Origin of the sequence: Paraburkholderia sp. J7 (genome assembly GCF_905220155.1) — a bacterium.
Classification (GTDB): domain Bacteria; phylum Pseudomonadota; class Gammaproteobacteria; order Burkholderiales; family Burkholderiaceae; genus Paraburkholderia.
The window spans coordinates 1-421 of sequence record NZ_CAJMYZ010000110.1; the positions used below are offsets into that span (position 1 = coordinate 1).

Here is a 421-nt window from a genome sequence, read left to right on the forward strand (position 1 = left end):
AAATCCTGGTATTCGTGCGCTGCCACGCACGGTGGATGATCGTAAGCGCCCGACTCGCCAGGCTTGAGCCGTGCCTCGGTCACCGCCTGGATGACCTTGAACCAGTCGACTTCGCGCCAAGTCACGCCAGAACCCGGGCCCAGTGATGGGCGCTGCCGCAGGCTTCCATGACGACACGGCTCGCCGGCCGGTTGGCGAGAACGGTACGAACTGGGCGCGTTTGAGCGCCTTTCTGTGAATCGTGTCGGTCTTAGGCTCGACATAGTGAATCTGGAAAACGCGCTTGCCAGGTCGATGGCATTGGTCGTGGGTTCCATCTGGTTCTCCTTGGGCGGACTGCCGACTCTGGACGCGAAACTGCGGCGCCGGTTGGGCCGTTAAGGCGAGAGGCGACCATTCCATCTACTTGGGACCTACATCA

General features: G+C 61.5%; 1 pseudogene. It reads right to left on the reverse strand.

The annotated features are described in order from the left end of the window. Positions 1–127 precede the first annotated feature (127 nt). Positions 128–270 (reverse strand): annotated as a pseudogene (locus U5A58_RS40970) (IS110 family transposase); the annotation flags it as partial. Positions 271–421 lie beyond the last annotated feature (151 nt).